The following is an 18,994-nucleotide window of genomic DNA, read 5'->3' as shown; positions in this document are numbered from 1 at the left end:
CGCGGGCGGGCACGCGCGCGCCCACCCGCGGGGGCACCCGTCTCCGCACTCTTCCTAGGAGCACTTCATGGACCTGTCCCGTCCGCTGTTCGCCCTCGACCCGTTCGCCGCCGACGCCAAAGCGGAAGCCAAGAGACTGCTGGAGGCCGGGCCCGTCGTACCGGTCGACGTGATCGGGGTGCCCGTCTGGGCGGTCAGTCACCACGCCGTCGCCCAACGGATCTTCGAGGACCCGAGCTTCTCGATGAACAGCAGCAACTGGGGAGCGCTCCAGCGCGGTGAAGTCCCGGCGGGCTGGCCCCTGATGAAGATCATCACCGGCCAGTACATGGGCACCGCTGACGGGGAGGAGCACCGGCGGCTGCGCAGCCTGGTGTCCCGGGCGTTCACGGCGCGCCGGGTCGAGGCCCTGCGGCCGCAGATCCAGCGGATCGTCGACGACCTGCTGGAACAACTCGCCGCCGCGCCCGCGGACGAGGCGACCGACCTCAAGACGGCGTTCGCCGTCCCCTTGCCGATGGGGGTGATATGCGAGCTGTTCGGAGTCCCCGACGAGCAGCACGACCTGCTGCACTCCCTGTGCCACGCGCTCTTCGACACCACCGAACAGCCGACGGAGGTGACCGCCACCGAGGAGGCGCTCTACCGCTTCATGGCCGAACTGGCCGCGAGCAAGGACGCCGACCCCGGCGACGACCTCACCTCCCTGCTGGCCGAGCAGCGCACCAGCGGTTCCATCACCACCGACGAACTCGTCGACACCCTCATCCTGGTGCTGACCGCCGGACACCAGACGACCATCAACTTCTTCACCAACGCCTTCCTCGCCCTGATGACCCACCCCGAACAGCTGGCGCGGGCGCGCGCCGGCGAGGTGTCGTGGGAGTCGGTGACCGAATCGGTGCTGGCCTGGGACTCCCCGGTCAGCCAGGGCGCGTTCCGCTACCCGGCACAGGACGTCGAGATCGGGGGAGTCCTGATCCGAGCCGGCGAGCCGATGATGATGTCGTACGCGTCGCTGGGTCGCGACCCCGCGCAGCACGGCCCGCTGGCCGGGGTGTTCGACGCCGGGCGCGCCACCCGTCACCTGTCCTTCGGGCACGGCCCCCACTTCTGCGTGGGCGCTCCCCTGGCCCGCCTGGAGGCGCACATCGCGCTCCCGGCGTTCTTCGACCGCTTCGACCCCGTACTGGCCGTCCCCCGGGGCGCGATCGAACCGGTCGCCTCGCTGGCGCTCAACGGAGTCCGTACCGTGCCCGCCCTCGTCCGGCCGCGCCCGAAGGCCGTGGCCGGTGGCTGACGTCGATCCGCAGCCGGTCGCCCTCATCACCCCCGAGGGCACGCCGGTCGACCACCCGCAGTACGACGTCACCCTGTCAGCGGAGGAACTGACCGAACTGTACGCATGGATGGTCGTCACCCGCGCCGTGGACGCGGAGTTCGTCAACCTCCAGCGGCAGGGACAGCTGGCCCTGTACCCCTCGTGCAGGGGACAGGAAGCGGCGCAGGTCGGCTGCGCCGCCGCCCTGCGCCACGACGACTGGCTCTTCCCGCAGTACCGCGAGCTCGGCGTGTTCCTGAAGCGCGGGATCCCCGCCTCCGCGGTCGGTGCGGTGTGGCGCGGCACCTGGCACGGCGGCTGGGGCTTTCCCGAGCACGCCTGCGCGGCGATGTCCATCCCCATCGGCACGCACGCCCTGCACGCCGTCGGCGCGGCCATGGCGGCGCCCAGACTCGGGGAGGACTCCCTGACCGTCGCCTTCATCGGGGACGGCGCGACGAGTGAGGGGGACGTGCACGAGGCGCTGAACTTCGCCGCGGTGAAGGCGGCACCGTGCGTGTTCTACATCCAGAACAACCAGTGGGCGATCTCCGTGCCCCTCTCCGAGCAGACCCGGGCCCCCTCCCTCGCGCACAAGGCCGTCGGTTACGGCATGCCGGGGGTACGGGTCGACGGGAACGACGTCCTCGCCTGCCGGGCGGTGACCGAACGGGCCGCCGCCCGGGCCAGGTCGGGCGGCGGCCCGACGCTCATCGAGGCGGTCACCTACCGGCTCGCGCCCCACACCACCTCCGACGACCCGACCCGGTACCGCACCCAGGACGAGGTCGACCACTGGGAGCGGCTCGACCCGCTGCCCCGCTACCGGCGCTACCTCGCCCACCGGGGCCTGTGGCACGAGCAGGTCGAGGACCGTGCACGGGACCGGGCGGCCCGGATGTGCGCCGAACTGCGGGACGGCGTGTTCGACGCTCCCGACGTGCCGCCCACCGAGTTGTTCGCCCACGTGCTGCACGAACCGACGAAGGACCTGCTGGAGCAGTCCGGACAGCTGCTCGCCGAACTGTCCCGGAAGGAGTGAGCCGTGGCGGCGACCATGGTGGAAGCGATCAACACGGCGCTGCGCGAGGCCATGACCGAGGACGAGCGGGTCGTCGTCTTCGGCCAGGACGTGGCCCGCCAGGGCGGGGTGTTCCGGGTCACCGAGGGGCTCGCCGAGCGGTTCGGCCCCCAGCGCTGCTTCGACACGCCGCTCGCCGAGTCGGCGATCGTCGGAGTGGCCCTGGGCATGGCGATGCGGGGACTGCGTCCGGTGCCCGAGATCCAGTTCGACGGGTTCACCTATCCCGCTCTGGACCAGATCGTCAGCCACGTGGCCAAGTACCGCAACCGCACGCGCGGCCAGCTCTCGGTGCCCGTGACGCTGCGCGTCCCGTCCTTCGGCGGCATCGGCGCGGTGGAACACCACTCGGAGTCCACCGAGACGTTCTGGGCGCACACGGCGGGGCTGCGGGTGGTGACGCCCGCCACGGCTGCGGACGCCCACGCCCTGCTCCGGCAGTCCATCGACTGCGACGACCCGGTGATCTTCCTTGAGCCCAAGCGGCGTTACTGGCAGAGCGGCGACGCGACGACCGAGGTGCCCGCGGCGCGCTTGGAGCAGGCCCTGGTCCGCCGCAGCGGTACGGACGTCACGGTGGTCGCCTACGGCGGCACCGTCGGCACCGCGCTCGACGCCGCGGAGACCGCCCGGCGCGCCTACGGCTGGGAGCTAGAAGTGGTCGACCTGCGTTCCCTGGCCCCCCTCGACTTCCCCACGATCGCCGCCTCGGTGTCCCGCACCGGACGCTGCGTCGTCCTGCACGAGGGCCCGCGCACCCTGGGACTGGGAGCGGAGATCGCGGCCAGGGTGCAGGAGGAACTGTTCTGGGACCTGGAGGCCCCCGTGCTGCGGGTCACGGGGTTCGACACTCCGTATCCACCCGCACGATGGGAGCAGGCATGGCTGCCGGGCGTGGACCGGTTGCTCGACGGCATCGACCGGTCCTTCGGGTACGGCCGTGACTGACGCCGCGGACCGCACGATCCGGGAGTTCCTCGTACCCGACCTGGGGGAGGGACTGCTCGACGCGACCATCGTCGCATGGCTGGTCGGGCCGGGGGACACCGTCACCGTCAACCAGCCGCTGTGCGTCCTGGAGACGGCCAAGGCCGAGGTGGAGATCCCGTCCCCGTACGCCGGGACCGTCGTGGAACGGCGCGGCGAGCCGGGACAGACCCTGCCGGTGGGCACACCGCTGACCCTCATCGACAGCGGGGCGCCCGCGGGCACCGGCCGGGACCCGGACGTCGCCGGGGACCCGGGGCCGGCCACGAGCGCCGGGCCGGACACGGCCGTCGGTGCGGTCGGCGCCGACCGCACCGACGGCGCCGATTCGGGACCGGTGCTCGTCGGATACGGCACGCGGGCGGGGACGGACACCGGGCGGCGAGAGGTCCGCAGACGCCCCGCTCCCCGCCGCTCGCCGTCCACGGCGTTGACCGACACCGGGCGCCCCCGCGCCAAGCCGCCCGTACGGCACCTCGCCCGCCGGCTCGGGGTGGACCTGGCCGCGCTGGGCACCGGATCGGGTCCGGAGGGCACCATCACCCGCACGGACGTCCAGGCGGCAGCGGCTTCCCCCACCACGGGGACCGCCGGGGACGGCGCCAGCGGCTCCGGGACGCGATCGATCCCCGTACGCGGCGTCCGCGCACGCACGGCAGCACACATGGAGCGTGCACGCCGGGAGATCCCCGACGCCCACTGCTCCCTCGTCGTCGACTTCTCCCGCCTGCTCGTCCTGCGCGACAGGCTGCGCGCGCAGGACGCCGAGCACCCCGCCACGCCCTTCGCCCTCCTGCTGCGCCTCCTGACGCTCACTCTGCGCGAACACCCCAGGCTCAACGCCACGTACGTCCCGGGCGGCCCCGAGGTCCGTACGTACGACGCGGTGCACTTGGGCATCGGCGCGGCCACCCCGCGCGGCCTGGTCGTGCCCGTGGTGCGCGACGCCCAGGACCTGTCGACCGTGCGGCTCGCCCAGGAGGCGGCGCGGCTGGCGGACGGGGCGCGCGGGGGCACCCTCGCCCCCCGCGAGCTGACCGGCTCCACCTTCACGGTCTCCAACTTCGGTGCGCTCGGCCTGGACGAGGGCGTGCCGGTCGTCAACCACCCCGAGGCGGCGATCCTCGGCGTGGGGTCGATCCGTCCCCGCCCCCACGTCGTGGACGGTGACCGGCTCGTCGTACGGCCCACGGCGAAGCTCACCTGCGCGTTCGACCACCGGGTGTGTGACGGCGCCGAGGCCGCGGCCTTCCTCACCGCGCTGGGCGCGCTGGTGGAGGACCCCGACACCCTCCTGCTGCGGCTGTGATCCGATGCGGACGTGATGCGCGAACCGCCTCCCGACCGACCGGTGAGCGGCAGGACCGACCCGCCGGCTCTCCCCGTGTACGGACCCCCTCACCTAAGGACCGTGGAAGACATGGACCATCGCCTCACCCACGAGCACGAGGAACTGCGCCGCACCGTCGCGGAGTTCGCGCGAGACGTGGTGGCCCCGAAGATCGGGGACCTGTACGAGCACCATGAGTTCCCGTACGAGATCGTGCGGGAGATGGGACGGATGGGGCTGTTCGGGCTGCCGTTCCCGGAGGAGTACGGAGGGATGGGCGGGGACTACCTGGCCCTGGGGCTCGTGTTGGAGGAACTGGCCCGGGTGGACTCCTCGGTGGCGATCACGCTGGAGGCGGGTGTCTCGCTGGGGGCGATGCCGGTGTTCCGTTTCGGCACGGAGGAGCAGAAGCGGCAGTGGCTGCCGAAGTTGTGTGCCGGGGAAGTGCTGGGGGCGTTCGGGCTGACGGAGCCGGAGTGCGGTTCTGATGCGGGCGGGACGCGGACGACGGCGGTGCGGGACGAGGCGACGGGCGAGTGGGTGATCAACGGGTCGAAGTGCTTCATCACCAACTCGGGCACGGACATCACGGGACTGGTGACGGTGACGGCGGTGACGGGTCGCAAGCCGGACGGGAAGCCGCTGATCTCGTCGATCATCGTGCCGTCGGGGACGCCGGGCTTCACGGTGGCGGCGCCGTACTCCAAGGTGGGCTGGAACGCCTCCGACACGCGTGGGCTGTCGTTCTCGGACGTGCGGGTGCCCGGCGGGAACCTGCTGGGTGAGGAGGGGCGTGGGTACGCGCAGTCCCTGCGGATCCTGGACGAGGGGCGGGTGGCGATCGCGGCGCTGGCCACGGGGTTGGCGCAGGGGTGTGTGGACGAGTCGGTGAAGTACGCGCGTGAGCGCCGCGCGTTCGGGCGCCCGATCGGTGACTACCAGGCGATCCAGTTCAAGATCGCGGACATGGGGATGCGGGCCCACATGGCGCGGGTGGGCTGGCGGGACGCGGCGTCGCGGCTGGTGCGGGGGGAGCCGTTCAAGAAGGAGGCGGCGGTGGCGAAGTTGTACTCCTCGACGGTGGCGGTGGACAACGCGCGGGAGGCGACGCAGATCCACGGTGGCTACGGGTTCATGAACGAGTACCCGGTGGCGCGGATGTGGCGGGACTCCAAGATCCTGGAGATCGGCGAGGGCACGAGCGAGGTGCAGCGCATACTGATCGCGAGGGAACTGGGCCTCCCGGCCTGAGTTTCCGCAGGCCGCAGCGCGCGGTCACCGCCACGCGCTCCGGCACCTCGGCGACGTACGGAGCGAGGACGCCGCCGAGGGTGTTGACCTCGACGACGGAGAGTCCCGGTCCGCGTTCACCGAAACGGTCGGCTCACCGCGCCGCTCGGCCCGCGGGGCGCAGCAGGACGGGCAGGGCGAGGACGTCATTGCCGATGAACGACGGCTGCGGGTCCGGCGCGTTCCCCTCGTCGGCGAGCACGATGTCGGGGAACCGGTCGAAGAGGGCGGGCAGCGCGACGGCGGCCTCCAGCCGGGCGAGCGGGGCGCCGAGGCAGTAGTGGATGCCGTACCCGAAGGCCAGGTGCTCCCTGTCCACGCGGTCGATCGTGAAGCTGTGTGCGGCGTCGTGGAACGACGGGTCCCGGCCGTGCGCCCCGAACCCGATGAGGATGGCGTCCCCGGCCGCTATGGTGACGCCCTCGCCGAGGTCGATGTCACGGAACGCGAACCGCAGCGGAAGATGCACGACCGGCGGATGGAGCCGCAGCGTCTCCTCGACGACATCGGCCCAGCGCGCCGGCTCGGCCCGGGCCGCCTGCAACTGCTGACGGTGGGTGAGGAGCGCCCGGACGGCGTTCCCGATCAGCGCGATCGTGGTCTGGCTCCCGGCCCCGATCATCAGGAGCAGGGTGGAGATCAGCTCCGTCTCGGTGAGCCGGTCCCCTTCATGGGCGGTGAGCAGCAGACTGGTCATGTCATCGCCGGGCTCCCGTCGCTTCGCCTCCACGAGACGGCCCATGACGGTGATCAGCCCGCTCGCGACCCGCTCCGACTCCTCCTGGGGGACATCGGTGGCCAGGATCGCGTCGGCGACGGCGAGCACGTCGGGGCGCTGGTCCTCCGGAACGCCGAAGAGATCGCAGATCACACGGGTCGGCACACCGTGCGCGAAGTGCGCCCGCAGATCCACTGCCGCGCCGTCATCCAGGGCCTCCAGGGCCTCCAGACCGTCCAGGAGGTCGGTGACGACGGACTCGATCGCGGGCCGCAGCGACGCCATGCGCCGCGGTGTGAAGGCGGGGCCGATCAGCCTCCGCAACCGGGTGTGTTCGGCCCCCTCGGCGGTGGCCATGGAGTGGACGTCGAGCCAGGGGGAGAGCCAGGGGACGGCGCCCGGCTGGTAACCGGGCCAGGCGCCGCGGGCGTTCCTGGTGACATCGGGATGGGTGACGAGCCGCTTGACGACGTCGCCGCGCGTGACGGACCAAGCGATGACGTTCTGGGGCAGCCGGACCCGCACGGCGGGCCCGGTGGCGCGCAGTTCTTCGATCTGCTCGTACAGCCGGTCACCTCCGTCGCTGTCGAGGACCGGGAGGGAAACCTCGTGGCTGGTGGTCATGAGACACCTCCGGTCACGCGGGGGCGGCCCGTCGACGGGAGCGGCCACGAGGATGCGGTCTCGCTCCCGGGCGCCGGGTCGCGCCGGTGCGTGGATCAATGAACTCCGCGGCGACGGCGGGGAATCGGTACCGGGGATTGTGCTGGGCCCACTCGGGTTCGCATAGAGGGAAATCAGCCTCTTGTGTCTGGATTCTGAGCCGATTTCGGGATTGCTCGGATGTTTGCACGTCCATCCGTTGGGTGCGGTTCACGGAGACGGTGTGCGGGGAGCCGCCGCCGGGCCGCCAAGACCGGGCCGGAACAGGCGACTTGTCGGCACTCCACCCTCGCTCGGCTTGGCCGTGCAAGACTCTCCCGCGGGTCCGTCCGTACCGTGTACGGCCCTTCGGAGGTGAGCTCGTGAGTGACCGCCCCGTCGAGCGGCCGGCGCAACCGGAGACGTCGGTCGCGCCGGAGACCGCAGGCGCACCGGAACCCTTGACCCATCGGGTGTTCGGCGCGTGGCACGACTGGAGCACCGCCCGCGGGCAGTTGGCGGTGCTCGCTCCGGAGGTTTCGGTGCAGCGCCTCGGCGAGGCCGTCGCGTTCGCCGAAGAGGCCCACGGGGATCAGAAGAGGCCCGCCGGTGAGCCGTACGTGGAGCACCTCCTGGAGGTGGTGGAGATCCTCGTCTCCGGCGCCGGCGTCCGCGACGAGGACCTGTTGGTCGCGGCCGTCCTCCACGACGTCGTGGAGGACACCGACCGCACGGCCGGGGAGGTCCGCGAGCGGTTCGGGCCGCGGGTCGAGGAGTGGGTGGGCTGGGTGACGAAGCCTGACCCCGAGGCCCACGAGGACCCTGCGCAAGTGCGGGACCGCTACCTGCTGAGCCTGCGCTCCGCCCCGCCGGAGGTCCTGCTGCTCAAGCTGGCGGACCGGTTCAGCAACGTGCAGCGACTCGACACGCACCCGCGTCCCGAGAAGCGGCGTTCCTACTACCGTGAGACGCGACGCCATCTGATGCCCCTCGCCGCAGGGGTCCCGTGGTTCGAGGCGGCCTTCGAGGAGTGGCGCGAGGCCTACCGCTACCTGGAGGACGGGGCGCCCGCAGCAACGGATTGACGCCGGACTGCGGTTGAGCGCGTACGGGTGGGCCCGGCAGATCCTGGGAAGCCGGGCCGGGCCGGGTGGATGCGGCCGGTGCGCGCCGCCCGCCCGGCGGCGGCGGATACCGGGCAGAACGGGACGGTACGGGGCCCCGGAGAGCAGGGCATCTTGACGCCACCGAGGCCGGCGGGTAATCAGGGCGGGCGCCATTGGTATGGGCCAAAGCGTGTCACGTGTTCCGCCCCGAACGGCATCCCCACTCGTTCCCCCTCCACCGGGAGACAGCCTTGCGAAGACCACGGACAGCCCTGATCACCGCGCTCGTCCTCGTCGTGCTCGCCCTCCTGCCCGTTCCGACCGCCGCCGCGCAGACACCGGCGCCACCAGCCGCGGCGTCCACCGGATCGCCGCTGCTCGTGGCGGACTTCCGGAAGACCTCCGTCTGGGACACCGGCCACCAGGGCTCGTTCACCATCAAGAACATCGGCACCGCGCCGGTCACCGGCTGGACCCTCACCCTGCGCCTGCCCGCGGACACCGTCATCAGCAGCGTCTGGGACGCCCGCTTCAGCCGTGAGGGTGCCGTCCACACCTTCCGCAGCCACGACTACAACGCCACCCTCGCACCCGGCGGGTCGACCAGCTTCGGCTGGGTGGCGAGCGGTGCCGGGTACCCGGGCACCTGCACCGTCAACGGTTTCGCCTGCGGCTTCGACCCGGACGTCACCCCTCCGACGGTGCCGACGGGCATCACCTTCACCGAGGTCGGCGAGAGCGCCCTGACCGTCGGCTGGCGCCATTCGAGCGACGACCGCAGCTCGGTCCTCGACTACGAGGTCTCCGTCGACGGCGCGGCCCCGGTCACCGTACGGGGGACGAACGCGTACCGGGCGACCGGACTCAGCCCGAGCACGCCGTACCTGTTCCGCATCCGCGCCCGGGACCAGGCCGGGAACGTCTCCGAGTACAGTCCGCCCGTCCGCGCCCTGACCGGGTACGTCCGTCCGGGCCCGGGGACAATGGCCACCGCGCCGTACGTCGACATGGGGGCCTGGCCGACCCCGAGCCTCACCGAACTCGCGGCGGGCAGCGGGCTGAAGGCCTTCAGCCTGGGCTTCATCACCGCCACCACCTGCCGGGCGATGTGGTTCAACCAGTTCGATCCGCGCTCTGGCTGGGCCTCGGACGACATCGCCGCGCTGAGGGCCCTGGGCGGTGAGGTGAAGGTGTCCTTCGGCGGCGCGGGCGGTCGCGAACTCGCCCAGACCTGCGATTCGGTCGATGCCCTCTTCACCGAGTACGACGCCTTGGTCAGGCAGTACGGCCTCACCTACGCCGACTTCGACATCGAGGGCTCCGCGACCACCGACCCGGTCTCGATAGAGCGCCGCTCGGCGGCCCTCGCCCGGCTCCAGCGCGCCCACCCCGCGCTGCGCATCTCGCTGACCCTCCCGGTCACGCCGAACGGGCTGACCCCGACCGGCCTGTCGGTGGTGCGCTCCGCCCGGGACGCGGGCGTCACGCTCGATGTCGTCAACATCATGACCATGGACTACTTCACGGACGTCGACTACGGCGACGCCGCGGTCCAGGCCGCGCAGGGCGTCTTCGACCAGCTCCGGACGCTCTTTCCCGCAGTCTCCGCGACCGGTCTGTGGCGCATGATCGGCGTCACGCCGATGCTCGGCGAGAACGACGACCACCGGATCTACGACCAGCAGGACGCACGCCAGTTGGTCGAGTTCGCACGGACCCGGAAGCTCGGCATGCTCTCCTTCTGGGACGTCACCCGCGACCGCAACGCCTGCACCGGCGGCCACCTCTCCCTGTGCACCAACATCCCGCAGACTCCGTACGAGTTCTCCCGGATCTTCGGCGGCTACCGGGGCTGAACCGCCGTGGCTGTCCCTCCTGTTCGGGGCCCGGGCCACGGGTCCCGAACAGGAGGCCGGACGTCAGGCGGCGCTGCCCGACCAGACGCCCCAGTCCTGCGTCGTGATCCAGTCGACCGTGGACGTCATCCGTACGCCGAACAGGCGCTCCGTCGCCGCGGGGTCGGCCGCCAGCAGTTCCTGGTCGCCGGCTGCCACGTGGTGGTAGACGCCGGCCACCCCGGCCGCCGACTCCGCGCCGAGCGACTGCCCGAGGCCCGCCTCGAAGTCCGCGACGCCGAGGGGGAGGTAGCGCACCTCGCGCCCCAGCGCCTCGGCGAACGCCGCCGCCAGTTCGGTGCCGGTCAGTACCGCGGCGCCGCCGACGTCCACCGCCCGGCCCACGAGCTCCTCGGCCTCCGTCGCCGAGGCGAGCACCCGTGCCAGGTCCACGTGCGACATCCAGGCCACCCGCTGCGCGGCGGGCAACGGGTAGGCCAGTACACCGTCGTTGACGAGCGCCGGACCGTTCCACGGGCTGAAGAGGTTGTCGAGGTAGACGGGCGGTCGGACCGACACCGCGGGCACCCCGCCGTCGAGGAACACCTGCTCGGCCAGGCGCCGGGTCTCGAATCCCGCCCGCCCGGTGCGCTCCTGCGGCAGTGGCGTGTTGACGTTGTAGACCAGGCGGCTCACCCCGGCCTCGCGGGCGGCCCCGACGAGGTTGCGCGCATGGGTGAGCACGGTGTCCGCGTCGTAGACGAGCGGCAGGGTGACCACCGTGTGCGTGACGCCCTCGAAGGCGCGGCGCAGGTCCTCGGCGCTGCCGAGGTCGCCCCGGACCGGGGTCCAGGCGCGTCCCCCGTCCCCCGCCGGCCGGTCGGCGTCGCGTACCAGACCGCGCACCTCGTGCCCGCGCCCGGCGAGCAGCCGGGCCACGGCCCCGCCCTGGAAGCCGTTGGCACCGGTGACCAGGTACCGCTTGGGCCGGTCCTCACTCATATGCCGGTCCTCACTCATATGACGTCTGCCTCTCTGCGTTCACGGCGGGGTCGGCCGGGATGCGGTCGGTGCTGCGGGTCGTCACAGCGGCGGGCGCGACCGGTACGACCAGCCGCAGCGTGAGCAGGGCCGCCACCAGTGCGAGGGCGGCGCCGGCCAGGAACGCGGCGCTGAACCCCTCGGTCAGTGCGACGTCCCGCGGCCCGGGGACCGCTGAGGTCCGGGCGGCCGCCACGCCGGACAGCAGGGCCAGCCCGATCACGGAGCCGAACTGCTGGCTGGTGTTGACCAGACCGGAGGCGAGCCCCGTCCCGTCGCGTTCCGTGCCGAGGGTCGCCGCGACGGCCGTGGTGACGGAGACCAGCGGCAGGGCGACACCGAGCAGCAGACTCGGCGGCAGCACGTCGGCGACGAACGAACCCGACGGCGAGAGCGTCGACTGCCACACCAGTCCGACCGCGACCAGGACGAACCCGGTGCACATCACCGCCCGGAGACCGAACCGGCCGATCAGCCGGTCGGTGCCGGACGCGACCAGGACGACCACGACCGACAGCGGGAGCAGCCCCAGGCCGCTCGTCACGGGCTCGTGCCCCAGGACCGACTGGAGGTAGAGGCTCACCAGGAAGAACATGGGGAACAGGGCCATCTGCCACATCCCTGCCAGCACGTTGGCCAGCCGCAGCGTGCGCCGGCGGAAGAGGGCGGGCGGGACGAGCGGATGCCGTACCCGGCGTTCGACGAGGACGAACGCCGTCAACAGGCCGATGGCGAGGGACCCGGTCAGCAGCGTCACCGGATCTGGATCCCGCCACCCGGACTCGCCCGCGTCGAGCACGGCGTACGCCAGCAGCGCCAGCCCGCCGGTGACGGACAGGGCGCCGGGCAGGTCGAAGCCGCCCGCGTTCCCGCTGCGGTTCCCGGCGGGCAGCAGCCGACGGGCCGGCAGGATCAGTCCGATCCCCACGACGACGTTGAGCGCGAAGGTGGACTCCCAGCCGAGCCAACTGGTGAGCGCACCGCCGAGGACCGTGCCCGCGGCGCCCCCGGCCCCGGCCGTCGCGGCGAAGATGCCGAGCGCCCGGTGGCGTTCCGGTCCGTCGTCGAACAGCGACAGCAGCAGCGCGAGCGCGGCGGCCGCCGCCATCGCGGCGCCCGTGCCCTGGACGACGCGTGCCGTGATCAGGAGCGGGGCGCTGTCGACCAGTGCGCCGAGCAGCGAGGCGGCGGCGAGTGTGCCCAGCCCCGCGATGAAGAGTCTGCGCCGGCCGAGCAGGTCCGCTGCCCGGCCGCTGAGGAGCAGCAGCCCCCCGAAGGAGACCAGGTAGGCGTTGGCCACCCAGGAGAGTGCGGCGGGCGAGATGCCGAGGTCCCTGCCGATCGACGGCGCCGCGACGTTGATGATCGAGGTGTCGAGGATCAGGACGAACTGGGTGCAGGCGAGCAGCGCGAGCGCCCTCCAGCGGTCAGGCGCCGCCATCTGCGGTCCCCCGCTCGGAGCGCCGCGGTGCTGTGGCCGGCCCGCCGGTACGCCCTCCGGCGATCAGGGTGTTCATCGAAAGTACCCCCTCGGTCGGTGTGCTGGGCCGTCCCGTCCCGGGGACGGCTCGGCACCACTGTCCGACACGCAGGGACTACGATCAATTAACGAAGAGCCGTCCTGGTTTAAGGATCGTCCATGACTGATGACGTGCTGAGCGAGTTGCTGCGGCCGCTACGGCTCAGCGACATCTTCTACAGCCGGTGGCAGGCCGGCGGCGCATGGGGGGTGCAGGGGGAGGAGGACTCCTGCGCGGTCCTCCACTACATGCTCAGCAACGAGTGTTTCGTCGGCTTCCACGACGACTCGCCGCCCGTCCACCTGGGTACGGGAGACCTCGCGGTCTTCCCCTACGGCACCGCCCACACCTTCGCCGGCCGGCCGGACGCGGTGGCCACCCAACCGCTGCAATCGGTACTGCCGGAACGCGTACCCGGTTCCTCGGACGTGGTGACGGTCGGCAGCGGACCGATCGACACCGACATGCTCTGCGCGAGCCTGCACTACGACGGAACGACCGAGCCCGCGCTCTACCGGGCCCTGCCCCGGGTGATCGTCCTGCGCCGGGACGTGCTCATCGGCGAACCGTTGCTGCACGGCACCCTGTGCTCCCTCGCACCGGAGATCGCGCGCACGTCCCCCGGCTCCGGACTGGTCGCCCTGCGCGCCTTCGAAATGGTCTTCGTCCTGGCGCTGCGCACCGCCCTGGAACGGCTCACGGAACTCTCCCCCGCCCTCCGGGCCCTGCGCCATCCCGGCATCAGCGCGTCCCTGGTGGCGATCTACCGCGACTACGCCCACCCCTGGACGGTCGAGACCCTCGCGCGCCGGGCGGGCATGTCACGCTCCGCCTTCTCCGAGACCTTCCGGGCGCTCGTCGGTGATTCACCCGCCCGTCATCTGACGGTACGCCGGCTCCAGGAAGCCCGGGCGCTGCTCGCGGACGGATCGGTGGCCCTCGGCGACATCCCGGCCCGGATCGGCTACCAGAGCAACGTCGGCTTCCACCTGGCCTTCCGCCGCGAGTTCGACACCACTCCGGGGGCCTACCGCAAGGCGCTCAGGCCGGCCTGAACCCTTCTACCCCGGACGAACCGGCCCCGTCCCGCGGCGCGTTCGTCGTGTTCTCCCTCGATCCGTGGGCGTCACCGCCCGTGCCGATGGGTGTCGCGGGCATTGGGCGGGGCAATTCCCACACTCCCAGCCATTGCTGCCGGGCGGGTCATGTTCGCGCGCTCTTGCCTTCTGCGAGAAGGCGTCACGGAAAGGAACACCTGCTGTTTCCCCGCCGGGCCGTGCGCGGTGCCACCTTCCCGTGGAGGATGCCAGTCCGTGCGACGAGCCCAGCGCCACCGACCGATCACATCGGACCCGACCCGCGGGCGCGGCTCGGTGCGGCGGGCCTACACCGACGGGGGCGCCGTGGCCGACCCCTCCGAGGGGGCCCGGGGTCCGAGCTGCTCGACGCGTACCGGAACCCTGGGGAGGAACGGTCCGGTGAGCGCAGTCGTGAACAACGCCATCACGACCATCATCGTGAACATCCGGCCGTCCAGGACGCCGAGGCTCACGCCGGCGTTCAGGATGATCAGTTCGGTCAGGCCGCGCGTGTTCATCAGGATGCCGAGGGTGCCGGCCTCCCGCCACGGCATTCCGGCGAGTCTCCCGGGAACCGAGGCCCCGATCAGCTTGCCGGCGCAGGCGACGGTGATGATGGCGACCAGTTCGAGCAGGTCACGTCCGGACAGCGCGCCGATGTCCACGTTCAGTCCGGTGACGATGAAGAAGACCGGCAACAGCACCAGGCTGATCCCGTCGAACGGCCGTTTCACTCCTTCGCCGAGCACACCGAGCGGCTCCCTCGGCATGACGAAGCCGAAGGCGAACGCGCCGAATATCGCGTGGATTCCGATCCATGTCGTCGCATAGGAAGACAGGAACAGGCCGGCGACGAACACCACGAAGAGCTGCGGCGGCACCCGGTCCCGGACCCAGCGACGCACGAGGAACGACAGGAGCGGGCGTACGAGGAACAGCATCACCGTGATGTAGAGCACGGAAAGGACCACCGTTTGCGCGAACTGCCCCGAGCCGCCGGACGCGGTCACGATCGCCGCCACCAGCGCCAGCAGGCACCAGGCGAGGACGTCGTCGATGGCCGCGCTGGCCAGTGCCAGTGCGCCGACGCGCGTTCCCATCATCCGGTGTTCGGTCAACATCCGGGCCAGGACCGGAAAGGCGGTGATCGACATCGCCGCGCCCATGAAGAGGGCGAACGCGGTGAACGAGATGTGCTTTCCGTTGACGCTGTCGTGCCGGTCGTACAGCAACGCCGCGAGCCCGATGGCCAGGCCGAAGGAGACCACGACCGAGGCGATCGAGACGGCGGCCGCGGTGCCGTGTCGGCCTTGCAGCAACCTCTTGTCGAATCCCCAGCCCACGCCGAACATGAAGATGAGCAGCCCGACTTGAGCTATGGCCGACAGGTGCGGCCGGACCTCGCTCGGGAAGATGTGGGAAGGGACATCGCCGGGAAGCAGACCGAGGAGGCTCGGACCCAAGGCGATGCCGGCGATGATCTCCCCGACGACGGACGGCTGGCGCACGTACCGGACCAGCCAACCCAGGAGCGAGCCGGCGACCAGGATGATGGCGATATCGGCCATCGTGACGGCGATGAGCAGTTCTGAATTCTGAGCGGATAAATCCGCCATGACCGGCCTCCGTGAAGAGGGGCTCGAGTTTCCTGGGACTCTGCCTGAGGGCACCCATCATTCGGGGCCGGGGCGACTCGCGGAGAACTCCAGCTGGAACGCGATGGGAGGTGCGTGGTGGAGGGAAACGTTGGGGATACGGAGAACCATGTGGACGTTCGCAGGTGATATCGCGCCGCTTCCCGCTCAGGTGTCCGGTCCTCGACGCTGGAACTCCCCTGTCGTGATCTCCTCGAATCCCCCACAAAGAGACGATTAAAGTCGAAACAAATATCACAAGAGCCGCCCGGATGCGCAAGCCCTCACCATTGCTCCTTCGACCGTGCGTCAACCCACTCCATTCCGACCGGCCTTGCCACACGTCGGAGTCCTGTCGCCCGGGTGGGACGCGGAGGTCCAAGAAGCAGGTAAAGGTTCCAGATGCAGCCGGTTTGCCGGTTGTGGCGCCGGGCCATACACACCCTCAAGGGGAGCGGGGGGCACGTGATGGCATGGCTGATCAGACGGCAGCAACGGCAGCAACGGCAGCGAGGACAGCAACGGCAGGGCGGGCGAAGGCGATTACGGCGGCCTCCGCGACAACAGGGGGCCGCGCCGGCGCCGCAACAGTCGCCATGGGTCAAGTACGGGATTCCGGCCGCGGTGGTCGCGGCCCTGGCGGGGATCGCGGTCACGGACATCGCGGACGTCGGTCGGAGGGCCATCAAGGACGTGTGGGATCCGCCGCCGCCCAACACGCTGAAGGTTTTGACCGGTTGGCCCGCAGCGAGCGCGTGCGACCAGGGGTCGCGCGTGGCCATGCCGAAGGGCGGCCCCCCGGTCACCGCCATCGACCTCGACGACTTCCAGAAGGAGCCGCGCAACATCGCCGCGGAGAAGGGCGCCGCGTCCTGGGCCCGCGGCGTGCTGAACCTGACCCTGAGCACCGAGGGAAAGGACAAGATCTCCGTCGAATCCGTGGTCCCGCACGTCAAGGGCCGCAACCGGACGACCGCGTACGACTGGGTGCTCCAGAAGACCCAGTCGTGCGGGGGCGGTGGCGGTGGGCCGAGCCACCTCCACCTGGACCTCGAACGTCAGAAACTGTTCGACGTCGTCGACGGCAAGCCGGCGGCCCATCCCGTACCCGGCAACTCGATGATCACCGGTAAGACCGTGACCCGGGACGAACCGGCTTACGTCACCGTCGACGTGAGCTCCTGCACGGCGTCGTACGAGTGGAGCCTGACCGTCACCTACCTGCTCGGCGGCAAGCGGAAGCAGACGGAACTGGGTCCGTTCCGGTCGACCGGCCAAGTGGCCGGAGTGCCGGTCTACGACATCCGTCCCGAAAGCAACGGGACGGGACGCGTACTCGTGGACACCAAGGAGACGACCAGGACCACCTGCACGAAGCGGACCGCGCAATGATCGGCCACCCGGTGCGGCGACGGACGGCCGTGGGGATCGTTCTGGTGCTCGCCGTGGTGCTCGCGGCGGGAGCGTGGTGGTTCACCGGGCACGGTGACGACGATGACCGTGCCGACGTCTCGACCACCTGGTCGTTCACCCAGGGCGGGGACGTTCCGGTCGCGGCGGGCGACGGGTTCCGTCCGGAGGCCGTGGTCGAGGGCGACGGTCTGCTGGTCGCGGCGGGCGACGCGCCGGAGCCGTCCGGCGACGGCTACGACCTCGACGCCTGGTACTCGACCGACGCCGCCACCTGGACCAGGAGCGATCTGCGGTCGGTGGGCCGCGGCGCCGGCTGGTACAGCGAGTTCACGGACCTCCTGGGCTGGGACGGCGGCTTCCTGGTCACGGGCAAGGGCATCGACTCCTCCGGCGGCCTCCCCGTCACCGCGTCCGTCCCGACCTTCTTCTCCGCCGACGGCCGCACCTGGCGGCTCCTGGACCCGCCCCCCGGCACCGAGGGCCGCAATCCCGGCTACTTCGCTGACGGCGCGCACGCCTACGCCTCGCCGGACGGGGTCTCCCTATGGCGCCTGGACGAGGACGGAAAGCGCTGGAAGGCCGTGGCGGCGCGGGCCCCGAAGGGCTGCACCTTCGGTATCCGGAGCGCCGCCTCCGACGCAGGGGAGGCCCTGATCACCGGGGGCTGCGGCGCGAACGACGCGAAGCGTCTCAGCCTCTACCGGGTGACCGACGACGGGGCGCGGCTGCGTGACCTGTCCGCTCCGCTGCCGGGTGACCTGGTCGGCGTCCCGAGCGTTGCCGTGCGCGACGACACGCTCCTGTTGAGCGCCCGGCAGCAGGAGCCCCCGTCGAAGACCGCGTCCCCGTCGACCGGCGGCGACGGTGCCTCGGAAGACGGCACCGTCGGCCCGGTGCCGGATGCGCGACCCGTGGTCCTGCGGTCCTCGGACGGCGGCGCCCACTGGTCGAAGGTCACCCTCCCGGCACCGGGTGACGCCAAGCCCGGCTCCGGTGTCGTGGACGACCTCTTCCGGTCCGGCGACACCTTCGTGGCCGCCGGCAGCGTGACCCTCAACGAGGTGGCCCACCCGGCGGCCTGGGTCTCCGCCGACGGCTCCCGCTGGACGGCGGTCCGGCTACGGGCCTTCGCCGCGGACGAGTCCCTGGGCGAGGGCGCAGCGCTGGACGGGCACGTGGTCGTGCCGGCTCTCGTGGCCGGCGGCGTCTACACGTCCGGGCAGAAGGCAGCCACCGCCCCGTCCCGAGCAGTTCCGGACCCGTCCGGGCCGACCACCGCCCCGTCCGGGCGAGCCTCGACTCCGGCGGGCACCTCCGCGGCTCCGCCGGCTTCGGCTTCCACTCCGGCCCCGACGTCCCCACCGGCCTCCTCGGTCCCGTCCCTGGGGCCGGAGGACGTGTACGCGCTGACGGCCCCCTTCAGCGGGGAGATCTCCGGCGGATCGAGCCCCGCCGCCCGTTACGACGTCCTGGTCACGCTCTCGACCGGCCGTGCTGCCGAGCCCACCGTGGAGGACCTCACCGGCACGCTCCGGATCAAGGGGGACACCGGGTGCACGGCGACGCTCACGCACGACAGGACCCGCGCGGACGGCACCTTGGTCTTCCGTACGAGCGATCGACGGGCACCGTTGCCCGGCATGGTCCTGGAGGGGAGCTTCTACTGCCCGCGCCTGGTGGAACTGCGCCGCACGGGCATGTGGGAGGTGGCGTGGAACAGCGAGGGCGGCTACACGGGCACGCTCGCGGCGGGCCAGGTCGACTGAGCTGCTCCCCTACGGGTGCTGCTGCCCCTGGGCGACCGGGCCCGTCCCGCGGTGGTGACCGGCTCCGGTCGGGAGGTGCCGTCTTGAGTTCCGGGGGAGTCGGCTCGTACCGGATCGAACGCGGTCCGGCGCCATGGGCACTCCTCGGCCACGGTCGCGGCGTCCCCGTCCGAGGCCCTGCGTCATGCGGAAGACTGGGCGGTCGCACGGACGACAGGGGCCTCTCCGGTG

General features: G+C 71.6%; 14 protein-coding genes. 10 read left to right on the top strand and 4 right to left on the bottom strand.

Translation table 11 applies throughout. From position 1 onward, the window contains the following. The first annotated feature begins 67 nt into the window (after positions 1 to 67). From ACFYOU_RS15535 to ACFYOU_RS15515, 5 genes are all read left to right on the top strand, one after another. On the top strand, positions 68 to 1,300 hold the full coding sequence (locus ACFYOU_RS15535; protein ID WP_391306083.1) for a cytochrome P450: 1,233 nt from the start codon (positions 68 to 70) through the stop codon (positions 1,298 to 1,300). Beyond that, a complete protein-coding gene (gene pdhA / locus ACFYOU_RS15530; RefSeq protein ID WP_391306081.1) occupies positions 1,293 to 2,363 on the top strand; it encodes a pyruvate dehydrogenase (acetyl-transferring) E1 component subunit alpha in 1,071 nt (356 codons plus the stop codon). The genes ACFYOU_RS15535 and pdhA overlap by 8 nt, the downstream gene beginning before the upstream one ends. Before the next feature lie 3 nt (positions 2,364 to 2,366). Beyond that, positions 2,367 to 3,350, top strand: a complete 984-nt coding sequence (locus ACFYOU_RS15525) for a transketolase C-terminal domain-containing protein (RefSeq protein ID WP_391306080.1) — start codon at positions 2,367 to 2,369, stop codon at positions 3,348 to 3,350. Further along, entirely contained in the window at positions 3,343 to 4,698 is a 1,356-nt protein-coding gene (locus ACFYOU_RS15520) for a 2-oxo acid dehydrogenase subunit E2 (RefSeq protein ID WP_391306079.1), read from the top strand. Before ACFYOU_RS15525 ends, ACFYOU_RS15520 begins: the two co-directional genes overlap by 8 nt. Positions 4,699 to 4,809: 111 nt before the next feature. Next, the gene (locus ACFYOU_RS15515) at positions 4,810 to 5,970 is read left to right on the top strand and encodes an acyl-CoA dehydrogenase family protein (protein WP_391306078.1); all 1,161 of its coding nucleotides are present in this window, start codon (positions 4,810 to 4,812) and stop codon (positions 5,968 to 5,970) included. Positions 5,971 to 6,103: 133 nt separating this feature from the next. On the opposite strand, the gene ACFYOU_RS15510 is transcribed toward ACFYOU_RS15515, so the two are convergent. Next, complete coding sequence (locus tag ACFYOU_RS15510; RefSeq protein WP_391306077.1) at positions 6,104 to 7,351, bottom strand: cytochrome P450; 1,248 nt, start codon at positions 7,349 to 7,351, stop codon at positions 6,104 to 6,106. Between the two features lie 401 nt (positions 7,352 to 7,752). Between ACFYOU_RS15510 and ACFYOU_RS15505 the strand changes: the two genes are divergently transcribed. Both ACFYOU_RS15505 and ACFYOU_RS15500 read left to right on the top strand, forming a co-directional pair. Then, complete coding sequence (locus tag ACFYOU_RS15505; RefSeq protein WP_391306076.1) at positions 7,753 to 8,454, top strand: HD domain-containing protein; 702 nt, start codon at positions 7,753 to 7,755, stop codon at positions 8,452 to 8,454. Between the two features lie 272 nt (positions 8,455 to 8,726). After that, complete coding sequence (locus tag ACFYOU_RS15500; RefSeq protein ID WP_391306074.1) at positions 8,727 to 10,331, top strand: cellulose binding domain-containing protein; 1,605 nt, start codon at positions 8,727 to 8,729, stop codon at positions 10,329 to 10,331. A gap of 63 nt (positions 10,332 to 10,394) precedes the next feature. Here the strand turns inward: ACFYOU_RS15500 and ACFYOU_RS15495 are convergent, their stop codons facing one another. Continuing rightward, positions 10,395 to 11,312: an NmrA family NAD(P)-binding protein gene (locus ACFYOU_RS15495; protein WP_391306072.1), complete on the bottom strand. Its 918-nt coding sequence runs from the start codon at positions 11,310 to 11,312 to the stop codon at positions 10,395 to 10,397. Positions 11,313 to 11,322: 10 nt separating this feature from the next. Continuing rightward, entirely contained in the window at positions 11,323 to 12,792 is a 1,470-nt protein-coding gene (locus ACFYOU_RS15490; RefSeq protein WP_391306070.1) for an MFS transporter, read from the bottom strand. 198 nt (positions 12,793 to 12,990) lie between these two features. Between ACFYOU_RS15490 and ACFYOU_RS15485 the strand changes: the two genes are divergently transcribed. After that, a complete protein-coding gene (locus ACFYOU_RS15485) occupies positions 12,991 to 13,926 on the top strand; it encodes a cupin domain-containing protein (protein ID WP_391306068.1) in 936 nt (311 codons plus the stop codon). Positions 13,927 to 14,255: 329 nt separating this feature from the next. Here ACFYOU_RS15485 and ACFYOU_RS15480 read toward each other — a convergent pair whose 3' ends face one another. Then, positions 14,256 to 15,566 carry a cation:proton antiporter gene (locus tag ACFYOU_RS15480; protein WP_391306066.1) on the bottom strand — a complete coding sequence of 437 codons (1,311 nt, stop codon included), beginning with the start codon at positions 15,564 to 15,566 and terminating at the stop codon, positions 14,256 to 14,258. Between the two features lie 792 nt (positions 15,567 to 16,358). Between ACFYOU_RS15480 and ACFYOU_RS15475 the strand changes: the two genes are divergently transcribed. Together ACFYOU_RS15475 and ACFYOU_RS15470 are read left to right on the top strand one after the other, a co-directional pair. Next, entirely contained in the window at positions 16,359 to 16,976 is a 618-nt protein-coding gene (locus ACFYOU_RS15475; RefSeq protein ID WP_391306064.1) for a hypothetical protein, read from the top strand. Beyond that, complete coding sequence (locus ACFYOU_RS15470; protein ID WP_391306062.1) at positions 16,973 to 18,763, top strand: hypothetical protein; 1,791 nt, start codon at positions 16,973 to 16,975, stop codon at positions 18,761 to 18,763. Before ACFYOU_RS15475 ends, ACFYOU_RS15470 begins: the two co-directional genes overlap by 4 nt. The last annotated feature ends 231 nt before the right edge of the window (positions 18,764 to 18,994 follow it).

Source organism: Streptomyces sp. NPDC005955 (assembly GCF_042871255.1).
Lineage (GTDB): Bacteria > Actinomycetota > Actinomycetes > Streptomycetales > Streptomycetaceae > Streptomyces.
This window is presented reverse-complemented; position numbering and strand designations above follow the sequence as displayed.